Source organism: Enterobacillus tribolii (assembly GCF_003363015.1).
GTDB classification, from domain to species: domain Bacteria; phylum Pseudomonadota; class Gammaproteobacteria; order Enterobacterales; family Enterobacteriaceae; genus Enterobacillus; species Enterobacillus tribolii.
Genome location: NZ_QRAP01000005.1, coordinates 222,016 through 236,529, shown reverse-complemented (window position 1 = coordinate 236,529; position 14,514 = coordinate 222,016). Strand labels below are relative to the sequence as shown.

14 protein-coding genes are annotated in these 14,514 nt (G+C 56.6%); 9 read left to right on the top strand and 5 right to left on the bottom strand.

Annotation, left to right across the window (positions count from 1 at the left end; all coding sequences use genetic code 11):
* The first annotated feature begins 306 nt into the window (after positions 1-306).
* The 4 genes from osmY (at position 307) to C8D90_RS12300 (ending at position 4,534) form a co-directional block, all read left to right on the top strand.
* Entirely contained in the window at positions 307-921 is a 615-nt protein-coding gene (gene osmY / locus C8D90_RS12315; RefSeq protein WP_115458747.1) for a molecular chaperone OsmY, read from the top strand.
* A 175-nt stretch (positions 922-1,096) separates the two neighbouring features.
* Entirely contained in the window at positions 1,097-2,263 is a 1,167-nt protein-coding gene (locus tag C8D90_RS12310; RefSeq protein WP_115458746.1) for a patatin-like phospholipase family protein, read from the top strand.
* Positions 2,260-3,042 carry a TatD family hydrolase gene (locus tag C8D90_RS12305; RefSeq protein WP_115458745.1) on the top strand — a complete coding sequence of 261 codons (783 nt, stop codon included), beginning with the start codon at positions 2,260-2,262 and terminating at the stop codon, positions 3,040-3,042. Before C8D90_RS12310 ends, C8D90_RS12305 begins: the two co-directional genes overlap by 4 nt.
* Positions 3,043-3,256: 214 nt before the next feature.
* The gene (locus C8D90_RS12300) at positions 3,257-4,534 is read left to right on the top strand and encodes a NupC/NupG family nucleoside CNT transporter (protein ID WP_115458744.1); all 1,278 of its coding nucleotides are present in this window, start codon (positions 3,257-3,259) and stop codon (positions 4,532-4,534) included.
* 17 nt (positions 4,535-4,551) lie between these two features.
* Here C8D90_RS12300 and C8D90_RS12295 read toward each other — a convergent pair whose 3' ends face one another.
* A complete protein-coding gene (locus C8D90_RS12295; protein WP_115458743.1) occupies positions 4,552-5,421 on the bottom strand; it encodes a YjjW family glycine radical enzyme activase in 870 nt (289 codons plus the stop codon).
* Positions 5,396-6,943 (bottom strand): YjjI family glycine radical enzyme, encoded by a 1,548-nt coding sequence (locus C8D90_RS12290; RefSeq protein WP_115458742.1) that lies wholly within the window; start codon positions 6,941-6,943, stop codon positions 5,396-5,398. Before C8D90_RS12290 ends, C8D90_RS12295 begins: the two co-directional genes overlap by 26 nt.
* 403 nt (positions 6,944-7,346) lie before the next feature.
* Here C8D90_RS12290 and deoC point away from each other — a divergent pair, with 403 nt between their 5' ends.
* The 4 genes from deoC to deoD all read left to right on the top strand — a co-directional run bounded on the left by deoC (position 7,347) and on the right by deoD (position 11,638).
* A complete protein-coding gene (gene deoC / locus C8D90_RS12285) occupies positions 7,347-8,126 on the top strand; it encodes a deoxyribose-phosphate aldolase (RefSeq protein WP_115458741.1) in 780 nt (259 codons plus the stop codon).
* An 81-nt stretch (positions 8,127-8,207) separates the two neighbouring features.
* Entirely contained in the window at positions 8,208-9,530 is a 1,323-nt protein-coding gene (deoA, locus tag C8D90_RS12280) for a thymidine phosphorylase (protein WP_115458740.1), read from the top strand.
* A gap of 92 nt (positions 9,531-9,622) precedes the next feature.
* Positions 9,623-10,846 (top strand): phosphopentomutase, encoded by a 1,224-nt coding sequence (gene deoB, locus C8D90_RS12275; protein ID WP_115458739.1) that lies wholly within the window; start codon positions 9,623-9,625, stop codon positions 10,844-10,846.
* Between the two features lie 72 nt (positions 10,847-10,918).
* Positions 10,919-11,638 (top strand): purine-nucleoside phosphorylase, encoded by a 720-nt coding sequence (deoD, locus tag C8D90_RS12270; protein ID WP_115458738.1) that lies wholly within the window; start codon positions 10,919-10,921, stop codon positions 11,636-11,638.
* A gap of 73 nt (positions 11,639-11,711) precedes the next feature.
* Here deoD and C8D90_RS12265 read toward each other — a convergent pair whose 3' ends face one another.
* Complete coding sequence (locus C8D90_RS12265; RefSeq protein WP_115458737.1) at positions 11,712-12,368, bottom strand: YtjB family periplasmic protein; 657 nt, start codon at positions 12,366-12,368, stop codon at positions 11,712-11,714.
* A 108-nt stretch (positions 12,369-12,476) separates the two neighbouring features.
* Between C8D90_RS12265 and serB the strand changes: the two genes are divergently transcribed.
* Positions 12,477-13,454, top strand: coding sequence for a phosphoserine phosphatase (gene serB / locus C8D90_RS12260; RefSeq protein WP_115458736.1), 978 nt, complete (start codon positions 12,477-12,479; stop codon positions 13,452-13,454).
* A 60-nt stretch (positions 13,455-13,514) separates the two neighbouring features.
* On the opposite strand, the gene C8D90_RS12255 is transcribed toward serB, so the two are convergent.
* Both C8D90_RS12255 and C8D90_RS12250 read right to left on the bottom strand, forming a co-directional pair.
* Positions 13,515-14,165 (bottom strand): helix-turn-helix transcriptional regulator, encoded by a 651-nt coding sequence (locus C8D90_RS12255; RefSeq protein ID WP_115458735.1) that lies wholly within the window; start codon positions 14,163-14,165, stop codon positions 13,515-13,517.
* Positions 14,165-14,464: a LuxR C-terminal-related transcriptional regulator gene (locus C8D90_RS12250; RefSeq protein ID WP_230473015.1), complete on the bottom strand. Its 300-nt coding sequence runs from the start codon at positions 14,462-14,464 to the stop codon at positions 14,165-14,167. The genes C8D90_RS12255 and C8D90_RS12250 overlap by 1 nt, the downstream gene beginning before the upstream one ends.
* Positions 14,465-14,514: the final 50 nt, after the last annotated feature.

The window sequence follows — 14,514 nt, the reverse complement described above, 5'->3', positions numbered from 1 at the left end:
GCCTTCCTTCTCTCTCCTTTCCCGTCTTTCAGCTTGCCTGTCTCACGCTCAATTATGTGATCTCTATGGCAAATTATTCCCGACTGTTGCTATTTAGAGACATAAAAAGCACTTAATAATCAATTAATTAGTTTGTCGTGTTTTAACTCATTGATGATTTGTCGCCAAAAGGTGACATGATTTTGCGTTTTTATTGCTCACTTGTTTGTTTTTTGTTGATTCTACAGCTATTTTTATAATTGGCATGCGATTTGCTGAGTTATCACTGTTTTACAGCCTTAAAAAACGACATAAAGGAAAAAATCGATGAAAAATTCCAAGTTTGCACGTTCGATGATGGCGATTGTTCTGGGTTCCGTACTGGTAAGCACCAGCGTTTTTGCGGAGGAGTCCCTGATGGATAAAGCAAAAAACGTTGCTAACGATGCGGGTGCCAAAATCGATAGTTCCATGAAGAAGGTTGATGGTTACATGAGCGACAGCGCCATTACCGCAAGGGTGAAAAGCGCATTGGTCGACGCCAAAGCAATCCAGAGTAATGATATTTCCGTCGTGACGGAAAAAGGCGCGGTAACGCTGAACGGGTTTGTTTCTTCCCAGGAACAGGCTGAGCAGGCCGTGACGCTGACGAAAGGCGTGGACGGCGTGAAGTCTGTGAACGATAAGCTGCATGTGAAAGACGGCACGAAGCAGAGTGTCGGTGGATATGTCGATGACAGCAAAATCACTGGTGAAGTAAAAACCAAGCTGCTGGCTGATGACATCGTTCCGTCGCGTCATGTTAAGGTCGAAACCAGTAACGGTATCGTTCAGTTGTCCGGTACGGTAGAAAATCAGGCTCAGTCCGAACGCGCTCAAAGTATTGCCGGCGCGGTGAAGGGAGTGAAAAGCGTTAAAAACGATCTGAGCGTCAAGCCGTAACCCCCTCTGATCTCTTTTGATGAGCAGCCCCGCCGGGGTTTTCCCGGCGGGGCTGCTTTTTTTGCGTCTGCGGGAACGATCGTGTTTGGTTTTCGTCGTGTTTACTCCGGGGGGTGACGAAAGGGAACGAGAGAGGGTATTCTCAATGAAGTTAGCATCAGACTGAGGAGTCACGGTGGGCTACCGGATACCCATAACCCTGGGCAATATTGAACCGTTGGCGTATAAGCCCTACCAGCCGGGAAAAATGGCGCTGGTGTGTGAAGGCGGCGGCCAGCGCGGGATTTTTACCGCCGGCGTGCTGGATGAATTCCTGCGCGCGCGGTTTAATCCGTTTGATCTCTACCTGGGGACGTCCGCCGGGGCGCAAAACCTGTCGGCGTTCGTTTGCGGGCAATTAGGCTATGCCCGGCGGGTCATTACCAGCTATACCACCTCCGCAGAGTTCTTCAACCCGCTGCGCTTCGTGCGCGGCGGGCATCTTATCGATCTCGACTGGCTGATTGACACCACCTCCCGCAACCAGCCGCTGGCGATCGAATATGCCGAAAAGCATCTGACCGAAGGCCGCGAATTTCTGATGTGCGCCTGCCGCAGCGATGATTTCAGCCCGACCTATTTCACCGCCGAACGCCATAACTGGCTGGATGTTATTAAGGCCAGCAGCGCCATTCCGGGGTTTTATCGCTGGGGCGTGGATCTGGATGGCATCAGCTATCAGGACGGCGGCATCAGCGACGCCATTCCGGTGCAGGAGGCTCACCGGCGCGGCGCCGATACCATTGTGGTGATCCGTACCGTGCCTTCGCAGATGTTTTATACCCCGAAGTGGATCCATCGGATGGAGGCGCTGCTGGGAGAGAGCAGCCTGCAGCAGATGGTGAAGATGATGCAACAGCATGAGAAAAGCTATCGCCGGATCCAGCGTTTTATCGAAAAGCCGCCGGGAAAAGTACGGGTATTTGAGATTTATCCGCCCAAACCGTTGCTGAGCCATGCGCTGGGCAGCCGGATTAAGACGCTGAACGCCGACTATCACCTCGGGCGTCGCTGTGGCCGCTATTTTCTGGCGACGGTCGGGCACTGGCTGTTGCCGCGCGAGAAGCTGGAGCCGCTGGCCGGCCGCGGGCACCGGCGCGTTTCCCGCCGCCTGCTGCAACCCTCCGTCCATTTACCGCCGGAGATGCCGGCATCGCCCATCGATGCGGTGAACCCGCCGGATATTATTTTGCCGGAGGCGGCGGTTAGTACCGGGATGGATACTCCCCTCATTTTACCGGACGACATTCAGCTGCCCCTGGGGGATGTCGCCGGGGAGACGCCGGGAGAAGAGGCGTCATGACGTACGGGTTCATCGATACCCACTGCCATTTTGATTTCCCTCCCTTCAGCGGCGAAGAAAGCGCGAGCCTGGCCCGCGCCGCGGAGCAGGGCGTGCGCCATATCATCGTGCCCGCCGTCTGGGCGGAGCGTTTTGACGTCGTGCTTGATCTGGCGCGGCGCTACGACATGTTGTCGGCTGCGCTGGGCCTGCACCCGCTGTATATCGCCAGGCATCAGCCGGAAGACGTTGAACGACTGGCGGATATTCTGAATGACCAGGCGCAGGAAGTGACGGCGGTCGGGGAGATTGGGCTGGATCTGTTTATGGAGGAACCGCGTCTGCCGCAGCAGATTGCGCTCCTTCAGTCTCAGCTGCACCTGGCTAAGCAGCATGACTTACCGGTTATTCTGCATTCCCGCCGCAGCCATGACCCGTTAGCCAGGGAACTGCGCCGCGCGGATTTGCCGCGGCGTGGCGTCGTGCACGGTTTTTCCGGCAGCCTGGCGCAGGCGCAGGCGTTTGTGCGCCTGGGGTATTTCATCGGCGTGGGGGGTACCATCACTTATGAACGGGCGCAGAAAACCCGCAACGTGATGGCGCAGTTGCCGCTTTCCAGTTTGCTGCTGGAAACGGATGCGCCGGATATGCCGCTGGCCGGTTATCAGGGGCAGCCCAACCGGCCGGAACGTGTCGCGCAGGTTTTCCGGACATTGTGTGAACTGCGCCCGGAACCGGCGGATGAGATTGCCGGCGTCATCTTCGCCAACAGTAAGAGGCTGTTTTCGCTGCCGCTTTGATCTGGACAGTTTTTGGCACGCCGCCAGGCAGATAAATTAATGTGATATAAATCACTTAATGAGAGAAAAGTTTGCTTCAAGTTGTATAAAATTGTGACAGTGCCGAACTTTCGTCACGCCCCTGCCGGTATAATCCCCCCATCATTCCCTAGGGTTTCTTAGGCCGGTCTCCCGGTTTCTTCTTCCTTTTTTCAATTTTTCAGGGGTCTACTGCATGCAGATAATCATGAGTGTGATAGGGATGGCCGTGTTGGTGCTTATCGCCATACTGCTGTCCGACAACCGCCGGGCGATACGCCTGCGCACCGTGGGCGGCGCATTCGCCATTCAGGTGATCATCGGCGCCTTTGTACTCTATGTTCCTGCCGGACGCGATATTCTTGGCGCGATGTCCAACGGCGTTGCCAACGTTATTGCTTACGGCAACCAGGGGATTTCATTCATTTTCGGCGGGCTGGTGTCGGATAAAATGTTTGAAGTGTTCGGCGGCGGCGGGTTTGTGTTCGCTCTGCGTGTGTTGCCGGTCATTGTTTTCTTCTCTTCCCTGATCGCGGTGCTCTACTACCTGGGCATCATGCAGATCGTGATCCGTGTGCTGGGCGGCGGCCTGCAAAAAATACTGGGTACTTCGCGTACCGAATCACTTTCCGCTACGGCGAATATTTTCGTCGGGCAAACGGAAGCGCCGCTGGTGGTGCGTCCGTATATCGCCACGATGACCCGCTCTGAGCTGTTTGCCGTGATGTGCGGCGGGTTGGCGTCGGTTGCCGGATCGGTGCTGGCGGGCTATGCCCAGATGGGCGTGCCGCTGGAGTACCTGATCGCTGCGTCATTCATGGCGGCGCCCGGCGGGCTGCTGTTTGCCAAGCTGATCGTGCCGGAAACGGAAAAAACGCACGATAAAGAAGATGCCGATGCGATGACGGCGGAGGAAGATCGCCCGGCTAACGTGATCGATGCCGCGGCTTCCGGCGCCGCTTCAGGCATGCAACTGGCGCTCAATGTCGGTGCGATGCTGTTGGCCTTTATTGCCCTGATCGCGTTGATCAACGGCATGCTGGGCGGTATCGGCGGTTGGTTCGATTACCCGCAACTGTCGCTGGAACTGCTGTTGGGATGGGTTTTCTCGCCTATCGCTTTCCTGATCGGTGTGCCCTGGCATGAAGCGCAGGTGGCGGGGTCTTTCATCGGTCAGAAACTGATTGTGAACGAATTCGTGGCCTTCATGAATTTCGGCGAATACCTGAAGGCGGATGCGGAAGTGACCGCCGCCGGATTGCAGGTGCTTTCCGGGCATACCAAAGCCATCATTTCGTTTGCCCTGTGCGGCTTCGCCAACCTGTCGTCGGTTGCGATTTTGCTGGGCGGTCTGGGCAGTATGGCGCCCAAACGTCGTTCGGATATTGCGCGGCTGGGGCTGAAAGCCGTAGCCGCGGGCACTTTGTCGAACCTGATGAGTGCGAGCATCGCCGGTTTCTTCCTGGCATTGTAAGTGATGACGCCCGGCGCTCAGGGCAAGTAGAGCGCCGGGCGGATAATCCGCTCCACGCCCCGGGCTTCCAGCTCGGCGGCGAGTGTTTCGACGTGTTCCTGGGTAGCGTTTGGCCAGGCGCGTGCTTCTCCGCGGACGCCGTGATGGTGGAAGGCGTTCAGCCGGACGTTTACGTCACTGCCGAGCGTGAGGATAAACTCGCTCAGCGCATCAATATGCTGCAGGTAATCCGTTTGTTCCGGGATCAGCAGCAGACGCAATTCGTTGAGTTTTCCCTGCTCGGCCAGCCAAAGAGTGGTTTGCCGGATACGTGCGTTGCCGCGGCCGGTGAGGTAGATGTGGCACTGCTCATCCCAGGCCTTCAGGTCAATCATGGCGCCGTCCATCCACGGCAGCAGTTGCTGCCAGCCGTTTTCCGCCAGCGTGCCGTTACTGTCGACCATGCAGGTGAGGTGGCGTAACGCATCTTCCTGCTTGATCGCCCTGAATAATTCCGTCAGGAAGGGCAGTTGGAGCGTGGCTTCGCCGCCGCTGACCGTCAGGCCGTTGATAAACGGCGCGTAGCGCCGGGCCATATCCAGAATTTGCTCAATGCTGTAGCGGCGTACCTGCGGGCTGGCGTGGCGTGGGCAGATGTTCAGGCAGGTATCACAGCGCTGACAACGTTGCTCATTCCAGATGACCGTGCCTTCCTCGATGCTGAGCGCCCGGTTGGGGCAGACGTCGAGACAGTCGCCGCATTGATTGCACAACCCGATGGTGTAGGGGTTGTGGCATCCCTTGCATTGCATGTTGCATCCCTGAAGAAACAAGGCCAGGCGATTGCCTGGCCCATCAACGCAGGAAAAAGGGAAGATGGTGTTAATAAGCGCGCTTTGACTGCTCATTACAGGCGACTCGGGGTCTGCGTTGCATAAACTTGGTATTACGGGTCGCTTCGACGCCCGGTGCGGTGGTGTTCAGGCGCGAGCCCTCCCGGCGGAATTTCTCCAGATCCGACAGCCTGACCATATAGCCGGCGACGCGCACCAAGTCGTTGCCGCTGACGTTGGCGGTGAATTCACGCATGCCGCTGGCGAAGGCGCCGAGGCACAGCTGTTGCAGCGCCTGCGGGTTGTGTTTCACCGTGGCGTCAAGCGTCAGAATATCGCTGATGCCGCCGTTGTAATACTGGTGGTGCGGCGCTACGGCAATCAGGTGCGTGACCGGGTCCGGTTCTTCGCCGTGAGGGATGCGGGCGCCCGGCGTAGCGCCGATGTCGCTGCTGCATCCGGCCTGGGAGTGCAATACGGCCCGCTGACGCCAGGCATTTTTTACCGGCGTTTCGGCGATGAACTCCGCCAGCTGTTTGCTGATGAGATAGCCCAATTCATTCGCCTGGGTATTTTGCCCGTAGTGCCCGGTACGGCCGGCATACTCTTGCAAAATGTCTACGGCTTCCGCCAGGGCGAACACGCCAAAGATAGGCACGAAACGCTGCGGATCGATCAGCCCTTCCTGCACCAGGAAGCTATGCTCAAAGAACGCGGATTGCTGATAAAGGAAATCGGAGCGGGCCTCCAGCAACGAGATGAGCTGGCGGGCATATAAAGGCAACTGTACGGTGAAGAAGTCACCAACAGAGTTACTGCGCAGCGCAACCTGTTTCAGGTTGAGACGGCACATGGTGCTTCCGCCCCCGGCCAACGGCAGGGCTTTATAGCAACTAGCGATGCCGTAGTTATTGGGTGTGAAAATTTTATCATATTCTGCCGCGTTGGCGATGTGCGGCTTGCTGCTCTCGCAGATGTTCTCCACCACCTGCGTGAGCAGGGAGGGCGGCGTATGCCGTGAGTGGTGAAGGAAGGTCAGGTTCGGTACTACCTGCTTGAGCTCAGCGTCCACGCGCAAAATAACGCGGGTCAGCGTTGTGTCATTCGGGCCGATGTCCGCATGGACGAAAGCGTCGGGCAGCGTGCGATCCAGATAACGCCAGAAGCGTTTCATGCGGACATACAGCTGCTCTTCTGTTAGAATTCCAACATGCGGAGTCAGCAGTTGGTCCAGACGGCCGAGGAACACCGGCATTCCCGTTACTGAGGGAATGTGATGATACAGGATCGTGAGCATGTTCAGTGCATCATCGAAATCCTGTGCAGCCTCCAGCTCCAGGTAACGTGAGCCCTGGGCGAGGTACCGCTCGTAATCCGGCAGGATGTAACGCGGCTTATAAGGCGCGTGGCCTTCAGACATGTCGCACAGGATACCCTCCTGGAGGGACTGGGTGACCTGAGGCGGCAGCTGTGGGTAAGGAAGGGCGTTTTCCGCTTCCAATGCGAGTTGTTGACTTTTCTGCTCCGGGGACAATATAGAGCTGACGACAATAGCTCTGCATCGCTCTAAAAAATCGTCACGGTTAATGGAGGACATAAGTGCTTCCTTCAATTTTCAATACGACTTATCCGATATATTAGGGAGTATTTTAAGCAATCTCTTGATCTGAGACGTACTTAACGCACTTTGAATTTTATTTTCGCTTTTGAAGGAATTTTTGTGATTTACGCATGAAATTTTTGTTATCGGTTGCGTAATGTTTTTCATTTAATGTGACTGATAACACGATTTAGCTACAAATGTTTTTGTTAGAATAGTAACATTCATGAGAAGGGCTATACGCGGTGAGAGGGAACTTAGTGATATGTCACTCGTCATATCATCTTCACGGAGCCAAGTCCGCTCGCCAACGCCTGGATACCTTTGCGTGGTTCCTGCCCGCGGAGAATTTCCGAATTAATCACCGGCATCTGCCGGATTGTTTCTGTTGGAGAGTTATATGACTGATTTACAGGTAGCTGCACAACGTGCGTTGCGGTTGATGGATTTGACCACGCTGAATGACGATGACACCGATGAAAAGGTGATCGCCCTGTGCCGCCAGGCCAAAAGCCCGGCCGGTAACACTGCCGCAGTGTGCATTTACCCGCGCTTTATCCCGGTTGCGCGTAAAACCCTGCGCGAGCAGGGTACGCCGGATATCCGCATCGCGACGGTAACGAATTTCCCCCACGGTAATGACGACATTGAGATCGCGCTGGCGGAAACCCGTGCGGCCATCGCTTACGGTGCGGACGAAGTCGACGTGGTATTCCCGTACCGGGCGCTGATTGCCGGTAATGAGCAGATCGGTTTCGAGCTGGTCAAAGCCTGTAAAGACGCCTGCGCGGCAGCGAACGTGCTGCTGAAAGTGATTATTGAGACCGGCGAGCTGAAAGATGCGGCGCTGATCCGCAAGGCTTCTGAAATCTCCATTAAGGCCGGGGCCGATTTCATTAAAACGTCTACGGGGAAAGTCCCGGTTAACGCCACGCTGGAAAGCGCTGAAATCATGATGACGGTCATCCGTGACATGGGCGTGAGCAAAAATGTCGGCTTCAAACCCGCCGGCGGCGTACGCACCGCGCAAGAAGCGGAGCAATACCTGGCGCTGGCCGATCGCCTGCTGGGTAAGGAATGGGCGGACGCGCGCCATTTCCGCTTCGGCGCCTCCAGCCTGTTAGCCAGCCTGCTGAATACGCTGGGTCACCAGGGCGGCGGCACCGGCAGCAGCTACTGATCTGTTTTCCCGCCGCGCGTGCGCGGCGGGTAATAAGAACGTCAATATCCTACATCTGATTATTCCAAGCAGGGGGCTACCTTGTTTCTGGCACAAGAAATTATTCGTAAAAAACGGGACGGACAGGCACTGAACGAAGAAGAAATCCGTTTCTTCATCAACGGCATTCGCGATAATACCGTCTCCGAAGGGCAAATTGCCGCGCTGGCGATGACTATCTACTTCCATGATATGAGCATGCCTGAGCGCGTAGCACTGACCATGGCGATGCGCGATTCCGGTACGGTACTGAACTGGAAAGGGCTGAACCTGAACGGTCCGGTAGTAGACAAGCACTCCACCGGCGGCGTCGGAGACGTGACGTCGCTGATGCTCGGCCCGATGGTGGCGGCATGCGGCGGCTATGTGCCGATGATTTCCGGGCGCGGCCTGGGGCATACCGGCGGTACGCTGGATAAGCTGGAAGCGATTCCCGGCTTTGACATTTTTCCCGACGATGCGCGCTTCCGGAAGATCATCAGCGAGGTGGGCGTCGCGATTATCGGCCAGACCAACTCACTGGCACCGGCGGATAAACGCTTTTATGCTACGCGCGACATCACCGCCACTGTCGACTCCATCCCGCTGATTACGGCATCCATTCTGGCTAAAAAACTGGCGGAAGGGCTGGATGCGCTGGTTATGGACGTCAAAGTCGGCTCCGGCGCCTTTATGCCGACGTATGCGCTTTCCGAGCAACTGGCGCAGGCGATCGTCGGCGTGGCGAACGGCGCGGGCTGCAAAACCACCGCGTTGCTGACGGACATGAACCAGGTGCTGGCGTCCAGTGCGGGCAACGCGGTAGAGGTGCGCGAGGCGGTGCGCTTCCTGACCGGAGACTACCGTAATCCGCGCCTGTTCGACGTGACGATGGCGCTGTGCGTCGAGATGTTGATTTCCGGCAATCTGGCCGCCGATCGCGCTGAGGCCGAGTCTAAATTGCAGGCGGTGCTGGACAACGGCAAAGCAGCCGATGTGTTCGGGCGCATGGTGGCGGCACAGGGCGGCCCGTCGGACTTCGTTGAGCATTACGATCGCTATCTGCCGCAGGCAACCCTGAGCAAGCCGGTGTTTGCCGCGCAGGAAGGTATCGTCAGCGCAATGGATACCCGCGAGCTGGGCATGGCCGTGGTCGGTATGGGCGGCGGACGCCGTCGCGCCAGCGATGCCATTGATTACAGCGTCGGCTTAACAGACATGATTCGCCTGGGCGAGAAAGCAGATGCGCAGCGTCCTCTGGCCGTTATCCACGCGGAGGATGAAGAGAGCTGGCGTCAGGCTGCGGCAGCGGTGCAGGCCGCGGTGACGCTGAGCGACAGCGCGCCGGAAGAGAATGCCGTAGTGTATCGCCGTATCAGCGAATAGCCATCATACTGACAGGTAGGTTCGTCAGGGCAACGAATCCGATCCACCGGCGAAGCCGGTGGATCCAATGCGTGAATACGCAGGAGATGATTATGAAACGTACATTTATTATGGTGATGGACTCGTTTGGCATCGGTGCCTCCGAAGACGCAGCGCGTTTTGGCGACACCGGCTCCAACACGCTGGGCCATATCGCCGACGCCTGCGCGCGCGGCGAAGCCGATCACGGCCGTAAAGGCCCGTTGCATCTGCCGAACCTGAGCCGTCTGGGACTGGGCAAAGCCGCTGAAGAATCCTGCGGTACTTTCCCGCAGGGGCTGGACAAAGATGCTGACATCATTGGCGCCTATGGTTACGCCAGCGAGCTTTCCTCCGGTAAAGATACGCCGTCGGGCCACTGGGAAATCGCCGGTGTGCCGGTGCTGTTTGACTGGGGCTACTTCAGCGACGTGAAAAACAGCTTCCCGCAGGCGCTGCTTGATGTGCTGGTAAAACGCGGCAACCTGCCGGGTTATCTGGGGAATTGCCACTCTTCCGGCACCGTGATTCTGGATGAGCTGGGCGAGGAGCACATGAAAACCGGTAAGCCGATTTTCTATACCTCGGCGGACTCCGTTTTCCAGATCGCGTGCCACGAAGAAACCTTCGGCCTGGATCGCCTGTATGAACTGTGCGAGATCGCCCGTGAAGAGCTGACCGAAGGGGGCTACAACATTGGCCGTGTTATCGCGCGTCCGTTCGTCGGCGACAAAAAAGGGAACTTCCAGCGCACCGGTAATCGTCATGACCTGGCGGTAGAGCCGCCGGCGCCGACGATGCTGAAAAAGCTGGTGGATGAGAAGCAGGGCGAGGTGGTTTCTATCGGTAAGATCGCGGATATTTACGCGAACGTCGGCATCACGCAAAAAGTGAAGGCAACCGGTATCGACGCGCTGTTTGATGCGACGCTGGAAGAGATGAAGAAAGCCGGCGACAACACTATCGTTTTCACCAACTTCGTGGATTTTGACTCCTCTTACGGTCACCGCCGCGACGTGGCCGGTTACGCCGCCGCGCTGGAATTATTCGATCGCCGCCTGCCGGAAATGCTGAAACTGGTTAAGGATGACGACATCCTGATCCTGACGGCGGATCATGGTTGTGACCCGACCTGGACCGGCAGCGATCATACCCGCGAGCATATCCCGGTGCTGGTGTACGGCCCGAAGGTGAAACCCGGCTCGCTGGGGCACCGCGAAACCTTTGCCGACATCGGGCAGACGGTGGCCAACTACTTTGGCCTCTCGCCGATGGAATACGGTAAAGTGATGTTCTGATCCTCAGTACGCCGCCGCTTCAGGCGGCGTACTGCTTTTTTGAGTAATAAGCTGAATATAAGGAAGAGAGTTATGGCTACGCCGCACATTAATGCCGAAATGGGTGATTTTGCCGACGTTGTTCTGATGCCGGGCGATCCGCTGCGGGCAAAATACATTGCCGAAACTTTCCTGCAGGATGTACGTCAGGTAAATAACGTACGTGGAATGCTGGGCTTCACCGGGACATACAAAGGGCGCCGGATTTCCGTGATGGGGCACGGGATGGGGATTCCTTCCTGTTCCATCTACACCAAGGAACTGATTACCGAATTCGGCGTGAAGAAGATCATTCGCGTTGGCTCCTGTGGCGCGGTGCGTATGGACGTTAACCTGCGTGACGTGGTGATTGGTATGGGTGCCTGCACCGACTCCAAGGTGAACCGTATTCGTTTCAAAGATCACGACTACGCGGCCATTGCGGATTACGACATGGTGCGTAACGCGGTGGAAGCGGCCAAAGCGAAAAAGATTAATGTTCGCGTGGGTAACCTGTTCTCCGCCGATCTGTTCTACAGCCCGGACCCGCAGATGTTTGACGTAATGGAAAAATACGGCATCCTCGGCGTGGAAATGGAAGCCGCCGGTATTTACGGTGTGGCAGCGGAGTTTGGCGCTAAGGCGCTGACCATCTGCACCGTTTCCGATCACATTCGTACTCACGAACAAACCACGGCGGAAGAGCGTCAGACTACGTTCAATGAAATGATTGAAATCGCGCTGGAATCCGTTCTGTTGGGCGACAAAGAGTAATTATGCCGCCTGATACGCCGTCTTATGAGAGGCGGCGTATCAGGGAAAGCGGGAGATACTGCGTACGTTTCGCTTATCCCGCCTTTTCTTCGCTTTCACTGTCTTCTTCCTTCACCGGCGTGTTTGCCGTCAGCAGATAAGGCGACTGTTGCCACCGGCTGCGCCGGGTTTGCAGCAGCGTTCTTGCCAGAATGATGCCGATAGCCAGAGCCAGCAACATCATCAGCCGTAACAGGTTTGTCGTGTTATCGACCTGTTTGGACTCAGTGGCGAGTACATGGGTGTCCAGCGTGATACGCAGAAATCCTTTCGGCCCGTTCTCATCGCTGATTACCTGCACGATTTGGTTATTGAAGTAACTGCCTGCCCGTTTTCCGTCCAGCGCCAGACGATCGCGGACGTCGACTTTTTCGCCCGCTCTGGCCAGCAGTGAGCCATCCAGTCCGTATACGCCGGCGTCCAGAATCCGGCTGTGGTTGGTCAAATGCTGCAAAATGTGTGCGATTTGCCCGGTATTCGCGCCATCGCCGCCGTTCTCCATCAGTGGCGACAGGCGATCCGCGACTTGCTGCGCCAGCGTTTGCGCCAGTTCTTCCACCTGTTCTGAACGTGCCCGTTGGTGGTTCAGGCTGAAGTATGAGGCTCCCTGCATCAATATGACCAATAAAGCTAAGCAAATCAGCACAATGGCTGCGCGATGCAAGCGAAATCGGATTTTAGCCTTAACCATGACCGCTCCCTTACTGTTTTTACGACTTTATGTTGCCAGAAGCGCCGGATATAGGATAGCTTGAGGCGTTTTTTTCATGCATTTGATATCGGGACCTGGAGAGTTGCCATGCCACATCGTCTGACTTATTGCGATCTGCCTGCGGATATTTACCGTTGGCCGGGGCTGCCGCTGTCGCTCAGCGGCGATGAAGTAATGCCTTTGGACTATCGTGCGGGTCATACCGGCTGGTTGCTCTACGGACGCAATCTGGATAAAACCGCGCTCGGCGCTTTTCAGAGCAGTCTGAACGCGCCGCTGGTGGTGGTAACGGCCTGGTGTGTGGAAGATTATCAGGTTATCCGCCTGGCCGGTAGCCTGCCGCCGCGGGCGAAGAGGGTAGCGGATGAGCACGGTTTTGACCTGGCGGTGCTGGGCAAAATCCCGCATTTGCGTATGCCGGGGTTGCTGGTGATGGATATGGACTCCACGGCGATCGAGATCGAGTGTATTGATGAGATCGCGCGTCTGGCCGGCGTCGGCGACGAAGTCGCTGAAGTCACGGAGCGCGCCATGCGCGGCGAACTGGACTTCGCCGCCAGCCTGCGTGAGCGGGTTGGTAAGCTGCGCGGCGCCGATGCGGCGATTCTGGAAAAGGTGCGTTCATCGCTGCCGCTGATGCCGGGGCTGACCAGCCTGGTACACAAGCTACAGGCGCTGGACTGGCACGTCGCCATCGCGTCCGGCGGTTTTACCTTCTTCGCTGACCATTTGCGTGAGCGCCTGCATTTGGTGGAGGCCGCCGCCAATCATCTGGAAGTTAAGGATGGTAAACTCACCGGCCGGGTGACGGGGCCTATCGTGGATGCACAATACAAAGCGAATACCCTGATTGCGCTGGCTGAAAGGCTGGAGATCCCGCTTACCCAAACCGTTGCCATCGGCGATGGCGCGAATGATCTGAAAATGATTCAGGCCGCCGGGTTGGGCATTGCCTATCACGCGAAGCCGAAGGTGTATGCCAAAGCGCCGGTTGCCATTCGTCACGCCGACCTGATGGGCGTGCTGTGCGTGCTCAGCGCCAGCCTGAAACGGGAAGATCGCTGAGCAACGGTCTTTTCCTGGTGGATAACACCGCGGGAGGATACCGGGTTACGACAGGCGGGGTCAGATGCCCGCTTTGTCCCGTGCGAACAGCTCCACCTCTGACTTTGCGCCGAACTTCTGCATGATCCGGCGCTTATGCGTGCTGATGGTTTTCACACTGCGCTCCTGTTGGTTGGCTATTTGCGTCACGCTATAGCCTGCGCGTAGCAAGGATAGAACCCGGCGTTCCGATTCCGTTAAGGCCGCGCGTTTTTTTTGCGCCGGGGGACGCGTATTTCCCTTTTCCGCGTCGATATTCAGGTTAATGATTTTCTCGCCGTTTAATATTTGCGTAACCTGTTTGCTTAATACCTCTCGGGGTTCGGTCAGCGATATCAGCGACACCGTAGGTTCCTGGGCAAGATGTGACAACAGCGTCGGGTAACGTAATTGGGTTGCGATCATAATCGGCTTGTCCGGGCGTATTTTCCGTTGCAGCCACAGCAGCCATTCGGCGCCCCGTAAAGTATGTTCCTCACGATCGGTGATATCGCTGACGATTAAATCCGCCGTCGCGAGATCGGAATTGGCGCTCAACGCCGCGAATGAATTCAGGCTCGTTATTTGCGCGTTCGGCAAAAGCTCGGCGAAGAATCTCTCCAGCCCGCGTCGCGTCAGAACACACGGATACATGATGATGATTCGCCACTCTTTATTTTTACCTGCCGTCATTATTCCATGCCCTCACGTTGTTTCACTTCTGCCGCCATTAAATTGCCGCCCAATACCTGCAGTTCGCCGCTGTGGACCATTTTCATTTTGTCCAGCACTGACTGTTTGTAGGCGCTGATGGTGCGGATATCTTTTCCCATTACCCTTGCGACATGACTGACGTTCTGCCCGGACAGAAGCGCCTGCGTGACGCAGCACTCCCGGCGGGTAAAGCGCGCCGGCTGTTTGCTGGCGCTGGTTTTTCTGCAGTTGCGCAGAGCGTTTACCATCGTGGTCGCCACGTTTTCCGGCGTAAACATACGCTCCACGCCAAACCCCTGCAGCAATTCGGGTAAGTAAGGGGTTTTGT

Coding starts and splice junctions, on each gene's coding strand:
- C8D90_RS12300 (WP_115458744.1), top strand. CDS start 3,257: ATGCAGATAATCATGAGTGTGATAGGGATGGCCGTGTTGGTGCTTATC.
- deoD (WP_115458738.1), top strand. CDS start 10,919: ATGGCTACGCCGCACATTAATGCCGAAATGGGTGATTTTGCCGACGTT.
- deoC (WP_115458741.1), top strand. CDS start 7,347: ATGACTGATTTACAGGTAGCTGCACAACGTGCGTTGCGGTTGATGGAT.
- C8D90_RS12295 (WP_115458743.1), bottom strand. CDS start 5,421: ATGAGCAGTCAAAGCGCGCTTATTAACACCATCTTCCCTTTTTCCTGC.
- C8D90_RS12265 (WP_115458737.1), bottom strand. CDS start 12,368: ATGGTTAAGGCTAAAATCCGATTTCGCTTGCATCGCGCAGCCATTGTG.
- C8D90_RS12305 (WP_115458745.1), top strand. CDS start 2,260: ATGACGTACGGGTTCATCGATACCCACTGCCATTTTGATTTCCCTCCC.
- C8D90_RS12255 (WP_115458735.1), bottom strand. CDS start 14,165: ATGACGGCAGGTAAAAATAAAGAGTGGCGAATCATCATCATGTATCCG.
- osmY (WP_115458747.1), top strand. CDS start 307: ATGAAAAATTCCAAGTTTGCACGTTCGATGATGGCGATTGTTCTGGGT.
- C8D90_RS12250 (WP_230473015.1), bottom strand. CDS start 14,464: ATGTTTACGCCGGAAAACGTGGCGACCACGATGGTAAACGCTCTGCGC.
- serB (WP_115458736.1), top strand. CDS start 12,477: ATGCCACATCGTCTGACTTATTGCGATCTGCCTGCGGATATTTACCGT.
- C8D90_RS12290 (WP_115458742.1), bottom strand. CDS start 6,943: ATGTCCTCCATTAACCGTGACGATTTTTTAGAGCGATGCAGAGCTATT.
- deoB (WP_115458739.1), top strand. CDS start 9,623: ATGAAACGTACATTTATTATGGTGATGGACTCGTTTGGCATCGGTGCC.